Origin of the sequence: Mammaliicoccus stepanovicii, from assembly GCF_002902525.1 — a bacterium.
In the GTDB taxonomy this organism is placed as follows: Bacteria; Bacillota; Bacilli; order Staphylococcales; family Staphylococcaceae; genus Mammaliicoccus; species Mammaliicoccus stepanovicii.
The window spans coordinates 1-8,401 of the sequence record NZ_PPQZ01000052.1; the positions used below are offsets into that span (position 1 = coordinate 1).

The following is an 8,401-nucleotide window of genomic DNA, read 5'->3' on the forward strand; positions in this document are numbered from 1 at the left end:
CAGTAAAAATATCCCGATGTACAAAGTGGTAAATATACTCCAAAATTTCATAATTATCTTCCTCATTTGTTTAGATATAGTTGTATTATAACAGATTCAATCTAAAAAAATATATTTTGCAGAACTTAAATAAAAAAATCGTGTAATTTTACTTATGTATATTTTTTGTATGTACGTACATATAAAAATAATAAAAATAAGGAAAAATAACCAATTAAAGCCAAAAATATGAATATTTATACTAATATTACGTATATTATTGATGCGGTGTCGCTTTATTGTGATAAACTAAAACAACAAAAACTGAACATTTTACAACAAATTTCTGAATATTCGTGTTGCTTTACGTTGAATATATTTTGTATAATGTATATAAATATTTCTGAATATTAAAAGAAATATGAAAACGATAAGGGGATTGGAGGCAAAACAATGGTTAAGTATACTTTGAAGCGTATTTTATATATGTTCATATCATTGTTTTTAATTATGACGATAACATTTTTCTTAATGAAATTGTTACCGGGTTCACCATACAACGATGAGAAATTATCAGAAGAACAAAAGGTTATAATAAATGAAAAATATGGTTTGAATGATCCTGTACCAGTACAATATGCAAATTACTTAAAAAGTGTTGCGCAAGGAGATTTCGGTATTTCATTTCAATATGATAATAGAGAGGTTTGGGGATTAATAAAACCTAGATTAGGTCCATCTGTTGAGATGGGGGCCTATGCTATGATACTAGGCACAATTGCTGGTTTACTACTAGGAATTGTTGCTGCAATCAGGCAAAACACAATTATAGATTATGGAGCCACTTTTCTATCTGTAATATTTATATCTGTTCCATCATTCGTGTTGGCAGTATTATTACAATATGTATTTGCGGTAGAATGGCAAGTATTTCCAGTAGCTGGTTGGGATGGCTTATCAACAGCGGTATTACCATCGTTAGCTTTATCAGCTGGAGTTACAGCGACTATCGCGCGTTACATACGTTCTGAAATGATAGAAGTATTAGGTTCTGACTACATAGAATTAGCTAGAGCAAAAGGAATGTCTAGTTCAAGGGTTATATTTGGACATGCAGTAAGAAACGGTTTAATTCCAATTGTTACTGTTATTGTCCCTATGTTAGCAGGTATTTTAACTGGGACATTAACAATTGAAAATATATTTGGTGTACCTGGCTTAGGTGATCAATTCGTACGTTCAATTCAAACGAATGACTATCCTGTCATCATGGCATTAACACTATTATTTAGTTTCTTATTCATTATCTCAATCTTCATTGTAGATATACTATATGGATTAATCGATCCAAGAATTCGTGTACAAGGAGGTAAGAAATAATGAGTAATTATGAAAAAGACATAAATAAAGAGAATATAGATAACGCAGCTGTTACACATTCATCACAAGGAATACCTACAGAAAGTTTTGTATTGCATGGTAGAGATAAAATTGTAGAAGAAAAATTCGAAAGAAAAAGCCGTACATTTTGGCAAGACGCATGGGTACAATTAAAAAGAAATAGACCTGCTGTTATTGGTTTAATTGGTTTAGTATTATTAACTATTGTCGCATTAGTTGGTCCATATATGAATGATCATAAGTTTAGTGATCAGAATGTTGCGCAACAACATTTACCACCTAAAGTACCAGTATTAGATAAAGTTCCTTTCTTGCCATTTGATGGATTAGATAAAGATGGTTTTGACGCGTATAAAGCAGCTGGTGTCAAAGAAAATTATTGGTTTGGAACTGATGAACTAGGACGTGATCAATGGACTAGAGTATGGAAAGGTGCTCAAGTATCATTATTTATAGGTGTAGTAGCAGCAGCCCTTGATATATTAATAGGTGTCATATACGGAGCGGTATCTGGCTATTACGGAGGTAGACTAGATGATATTTTACAACGTATCGTTGAAATATTATCTTCAATACCAAACTTAATCGTCGTTATCTTATTCGTGTTACTATTTGATCCATCAATGTGGACAATCATTTTAGCGATGACAGTAACTGGATGGCTAGGGATGAGTCGTATAGTAAGAGGGCAATTCTTAAAGCTGAAAGAACAAGAATTCGTTATGGCTTCACGAACGTTAGGTGTTTCAAATACGAAATTGATATTTAAACATATATTACCGAATACACTTGGACCAATTATTGTAACATCAATGTTTACAGTACCAAGTGCAATATTCTTTGAAGCTTTCTTAAGTTTCATCGGTTTAGGGATTCCTGCACCTCAAGCATCATTAGGTTCATTAGTAGATAGTGGTAGAAAAATGTTATTACAATATCCACATGAATTATTCGTACCAGCAACAGTGTTAAGTTTACTAATCTTATTCTTCTACTTATTCAGTGATGGTTTAAGAGATGCTTTCGACCCTAAAATGCGTAAATAAGGAGGAAATTTATAATGGCTAAGAGAATATTAGAAGTAAATAATTTACATGTTTCCTTCGACATCGACGCGGGGGAAGTACAAGCAGTAAGAGGCGTTGACTTTTATTTAGATAAAGGTGAAACATTAGCAATTGTTGGAGAATCGGGTTCAGGGAAATCAGTTACAACAAAAGCGCTCATGCAATTATTACCTAGTAAAGTAGGTAGAATTAAAGAGGGTTCTATACTGTTCGATGGGAAAGATTTAGCTAAATTAAAAGAAAAAGAAATGCAGAAAATTCGTGGTAAAGAAATTGGTATGATATTCCAAGATCCAATGACTTCTTTAAATCCTACAATGAAGATAGGTAAGCAAGTAATGGAACCACTTATTAAACATCAAAAACTATCTAAAGGTGATGCTAAGAAAAGAGCATTAGATATATTAAACTTAGTAGGCTTACCTAAAGCTAAAGAAAGATTTAATAACTATCCACATCAATTTTCAGGTGGACAAAGACAGCGTATCGTTATCGCTACAGCATTAGCTTGTGACCCGAAAGTATTAATTGCTGATGAACCTACGACAGCATTAGACGTAACAATACAAGCACAAATACTTGAGTTGATGAAAGAATTACAACAAAAAATTGATACATCTATCATCTTTATTACGCATGATTTAGGCGTAGTAGCCAATGTTGCGGATAGAGTTGCGGTTATGTATGGGGGACAAATTGTTGAAACTGGGACTGTAGATGAAATCTTCTACAATCCTAAACATCCATATACATGGGGACTTCTTTCATCGATGCCTAGTTTAGAAACATCAAATGATACAGAGTTATTGGCAATACCTGGTACACCACCAGATTTAATTAAACCACCAGTTGGCGATGCATTTGCAAGAAGAAGTGAATACGCATTAGATATTGACTTTAAAGAAGCACCTCCATGGTTCCAAGTTTCACCAACACATTTCGTGAAATCTTGGTTATTAGATGAAAGAGCACCTAAGGTTGAGTTACCAGAAGCGGTTAAATTAAAACTTAAACAAACACCTGATCAATTTGATAAGCCGAAACGTGTAGAAAGGGTGACGTTCTAATGGCAGAAAATAAAGACATACTCATTGATGTTCAAAACTTAAAACAATATTTCAATATTGGGAAGAAAAATGAAGTAAGAGCGGTTGATGATATTTCATTTAAAATTTATCGTGGCGAAACATTAGGATTAGTTGGAGAGTCGGGTTGTGGAAAATCCACAACTGGACGCACTCTAATTAAGTTGTATGATGCAACAGATGGTAAAGTGATTTTCGATAATGTTGATATACAAAATATTAAAAAAAGAAAAGATTTACTAAAGTTTAATCGTCGTATGCAAATGATATTTCAAGATCCATATGCGTCATTAAATCCAAGGTTAAAAGTAATGGATATTATTGCGGAAGGATTAGATGTACATAAATTAGTATCAAGTAAAGAAGAAAGAAAAAAACGTGTTTATGAGTTGTTAGAAACAGTCGGTTTATCTAAAGAGCATGCAAATAGATATCCTCATGAATTCTCAGGTGGACAACGTCAAAGGTTGGGTATTGCACGTGCATTAGCAGTAGAACCAGAATTTATTATTGCTGATGAACCAATATCAGCACTTGATGTTTCCATTCAAGCTCAAGTCGTAAACTTAATGCAGAAACTACAAGAAGAAAAAGGCATTACATTCTTGTTTATTGCACATGATTTATCAATGGTTAAGTATATTTCAGATCGAATCGGTGTTATGTACTTTGGTAAATTGGTTGAACTTGGACCATCAGATCAAATATATAAACACCCGCAACATGAGTATACGAAATCATTATTATCAGCAATTCCATTACCAGATCCAGAGTCTGAGAGAACGCGAACAAGATCAGCTTATAATCCTGAAGTACATAAGTATGTAGATGATGATAAGCTAGAATTGAGAGAAGTTGGGCCTGATCATTTTGTTTATTGTTCTGAAAAGGAATTTGCTGAGAAGAAAGAAAACTATAGCAAAACATTTGATTTGACTGAAGCATAACTATTTACAAATAGTTTTGAATAAACTAAATTTTGTTAAACATGATTGAGAATGTGCATTTTTATAATTGTTTGAAAATTGTGTTAATTACTATTGTATTTAACACATTTTTAAAATATAATAAATATAATACTTCTGTATACGCAGAAGAAAGAAAACAAGGGGGATTTGTTAATGAGAAAAAAACTGACAGCTTTATTTGCGTTAGTTACAGCAGTGTTATTAACTTTGGCTGCATGTAGTGGTGGAGGTAAGGATGACGGCGGAAACAAAGGCGGCGTTAAAAGTGAGAAATCTGAGAATGCACTGAATTTAGTTTCAACAGGGGATATACCTACACTAGATCCATCACTTGCAACTGATCAAATAGCATTCTATACATTTGCGCAAACTATGGAAGGTTTATATGTGTTAGATAAAGATGATAAACCAATTCCAGGTGTAGCAAAGGGAAATCCAGAGAAATCTGCTGACGGGAAAACTTGGACGATTAAACTACGCGACAACGCAAAATGGCAAAATGGTGATCCAGTAACTGCTCATGATTTTGTGTTTGCATGGCGACGTACAGTAGATCCAAAAACTGCAGCAGAGTATGCATATATGTTTGAAAATGTTGAAAATGCTAATGACATCACTGCGGGTAAGAAAAAACCTGAAGAGTTAGGTGTTAAAGCTGTTGATGATAAAACATTAGAAATAAAATTAATTAAAGATGTACCGTGGATGCAAAGTTTATTAGCATTTGGTTCATTTAATCCACAAAATGAAAAATTTGTTAAAAAACAAGGGGACAAATATGGTACGACTGTAGAATCAACATTATCTAATGGACCATTTGTATTGTCACAATGGAAAACAGAAGATAACTGGAAATTGAAACCAAACAAAGAATATTGGGATAAAGATAAAGTTAAATTAGGTGAAGTAAATTATAAAGTAATCAAAGATTTACAAACAGCACTGAATTTATATGAAACAGGTAAAGCAGATTCAGTTGTAGTTGAATCTCAAAATGTTAAAAAATATAAAGACAGAGAAGATTTTACAACAGATTTACAAGCATCAAACTGGTTTGTACGATTAAATCAAACAAAAAATAAAGATTTAGCAAACGAGAATTTCCGTAAAGCAATCGCTAAATCTTATGACAAAGAAACTTACACTAAATCATTATTAAGTAATGGATCAATACCAACAGATAAATTAATGATAAAGGATTTTGTTAAATCTAAAGATGGTAAAGATTATCTTGATGAGGTAAAATCACCATTAAATTACGATAAAAAAGCAGCGAAAAAATATTTAGAAAAAGCTAAAAAAGAATTAGGTAAAGACAAATTTACAGTTGAATTCTTGACTTATGATGATGACGAAAGAAAAAAAGCAGCTCAGTTTATGAAAGAGCAAATTGAATCAAACTTACCGGGCGTTACAATTAAAATTAGACAGCAACCGTTTAAGCAGAAACTTAAATTAGAATCGAATAAAGATTATGATATAGGATATGCTGGCTGGGGGCCAGACTATCCAGACCCAACAACTTACTTAGACTTATTCAAGAAAAACTCTCCTCATAATCAAAGTGGATATAATAATCCGGAATATGACAAAATGTTAGAAGAAGCAAACTCTGATGAAATGCTGAAAGATGAGAATGCTCAAAAACGTATGGAACTACTTCAAAAAGCTGAAGGTAAGTTATTAGAAGATGGTGCAGTAGCACCAGTATTCCAAGCAGGTGTAGCAAGACTACGTCAACCGTATGTTAAAAACTGGCAACCACATAAATTCGGTGGAGACTACTCTCTTAAAGAAGTAGAAATCGCTGGTGCGAAAAAATAATAAAAAGTGAAAGCAATCAATGGTAACATTGGTTGCTTTTCTTTATATACATTGAATGATTAATATACACAAAAGGAGGAGATTGTAATGAAGAAAAGTTATAAATATTTTTTTACCTTAATTATGGTGGTTGTCCTTATAATTTCAGCATGTAGCGGTAATAATAGTGAAAAAGACAGTGGTATTAAACAATCAAAAACTAAAAACGAACTCAACTTATCTTCTGGTGATGATATACCAACAATGGATCCATCTTTAGCAACAGATCAAGTTTCTTTTACAACATTTGCTCAAACTCAAGAAGGTTTGTATGTATTAGATAAAAATGATAAACCAATCCCAGGAGTAGCTAAAAGTAAACCAGAAAAATCGAGTGATGGTAAAACTTGGACAATAAAATTAAGAGAAAATGCGAAGTGGTCAAATGGAGATCCAGTCACAGCTCATGATTTTGTATTCGCTTGGCGAAGAACTGTTGATCCAAAGACTGCAGCAGAATTTTCATATATGTTTGAAAATATAGAAAACGCTAAAGAGATTACTTCAGGAAAGAAAAAGCCAGAAGAGCTTGGTGTTAGAGCAATTGATGACCAAACTTTAGAAATTAAACTAATCAAAGATGTTCCTTGGATGGAAAGCTTATTTGCATTTGGATCTTATATGCCACAAAACGAAAAATTTGTTAAAGCCCAAAATGAAAAATTTGGTACTACAGCGAATACGACATTATCTAATGGACCGTATAAGCTTTCACAATGGAAAACAGAAGATAAATGGAAATTAGAAAAAAACAATCAATATTGGGACAAAAATAAAGTAAAAGTCAAACAAGTAAATGTAAAAGTCATTAAAGATACTCAAACAGCAATAAATATGTATCAAACTGGAAAATTAGATATGGTTGGGTTAGATGCACAAAATATAAAGAAATATAAAAATAGAAAAGATTTTTCTACAAGAGCAACTTCAGGGAGCTATTTCTTTAGAATAAATAAAGAGAAAAATAATGATTTGAAAAATGGAAATTTACGTAAAGCAATTGCTAAATCAGTGAATAAAAAAGAATACGTAAATTCATTACTAAATAATGGATCTAAACCATTAAACACATTAATGATTAAAGACTTTATTAAAGATAGTAAAGGTAAAGATTATACGACTGGAGTGAAGTCTCCACTTGATTTTAATAAAAAAGAAGCAAGTTCATATTTGAGTAAAGCAAAAAAAGAACTTGGTAAAGACAAAATTACAATTGAATTATTGACGTACGACGAAGATGAATCGAAAAAAGCAGGAGAATTTATCAAAGAGCAAGTCGAGAAAAATTTATCTGGTGTTACTTTAAAAATTAAACAACAACCATTTAAGCAAAAGTTAGCATTAGAATCAAAGAAAGACTTTGATATTTCATTTGCAGGATGGTTCCCAGATTATCCAGATCCTACAACATTTTTAGATTTATTCACATCTGATTCACCACATAATCAAACAGGTTACGCCAATAAAAAATATGACAAAGCCATAGAAGAAGCAAATTCTGATGAAATGCTTAAACCAGAAAATAAAGATAAGAGAATTAAAAAATTACAAAATGCAGAATCTGATTTTCTGGAATCAGCTTCCATTTCACCATTATTCCAAACAGGATCAGCATTATTAAGACAGCCTTATGTAAAAAATTGGAAAAATCATAAATTCGGTGGAGATTATACACTTAAAGGTGTAGAAATTAAAGGTGAGAAAAAATAGTTTGTTAATAGAAAGCAAAATATCATTATAAAGATAAGGAATTAAGAGCAAGTATATTATCAACTCAATCAAATATTTTACCATTTTATTGACATTTTTCACAAAATGAAATATAATTAATTTGTAATTTTCAAAAAATTCAGAAAGGAATGATTTTATGAATCCAATACTAGATTTACAAAAAGCAAATATTCCAGAAGGAATGAGAGAAGCACAACAAGGTCCTGGTCCAACTAGCCAAGGAGGCGGAGGCGGAGGTGGAGGCGGTAGTAGTCTCCCATCATCATCGTTTAGTATATTCAATGGAAATAGCTCGTTAAGTATAGCG

Annotated in this window: 6 protein-coding genes; all 6 read left to right on the top strand. The window is 32.1% G+C overall.

Going from position 1 to position 8,401, the window contains the following annotated elements; translation table 11 throughout:
- Positions 1-432: 432 nt before the first annotated feature.
- Positions 433-1,359, top strand: coding sequence for an oligopeptide ABC transporter permease (opp3b, locus tag CD111_RS08340; RefSeq protein WP_095088894.1), 927 nt, complete (start codon positions 433-435; stop codon positions 1,357-1,359).
- Positions 1,359-2,426 carry an oligopeptide ABC transporter permease gene (opp3C, locus tag CD111_RS08345; protein WP_095088891.1) on the top strand — a complete coding sequence of 356 codons (1,068 nt, stop codon included), beginning with the start codon at positions 1,359-1,361 and terminating at the stop codon, positions 2,424-2,426. Before opp3b ends, opp3C begins: the two co-directional genes overlap by 1 nt.
- Before the next feature lie 14 nt (positions 2,427-2,440).
- The gene (locus CD111_RS08350; protein WP_095088888.1) at positions 2,441-3,514 is read left to right on the top strand and encodes an ABC transporter ATP-binding protein; all 1,074 of its coding nucleotides are present in this window, start codon (positions 2,441-2,443) and stop codon (positions 3,512-3,514) included.
- A complete protein-coding gene (locus CD111_RS08355) occupies positions 3,514-4,479 on the top strand; it encodes an ABC transporter ATP-binding protein (protein ID WP_095088885.1) in 966 nt (321 codons plus the stop codon). Before CD111_RS08350 ends, CD111_RS08355 begins: the two co-directional genes overlap by 1 nt.
- A gap of 174 nt (positions 4,480-4,653) precedes the next feature.
- Entirely contained in the window at positions 4,654-6,324 is a 1,671-nt protein-coding gene (locus CD111_RS08360) for a peptide ABC transporter substrate-binding protein (RefSeq protein ID WP_095088882.1), read from the top strand.
- 87 nt (positions 6,325-6,411) lie between these two features.
- Positions 6,412-8,073 (top strand): peptide ABC transporter substrate-binding protein, encoded by a 1,662-nt coding sequence (locus tag CD111_RS08365; protein ID WP_095088880.1) that lies wholly within the window; start codon positions 6,412-6,414, stop codon positions 8,071-8,073.
- Positions 8,074-8,401: the final 328 nt, after the last annotated feature.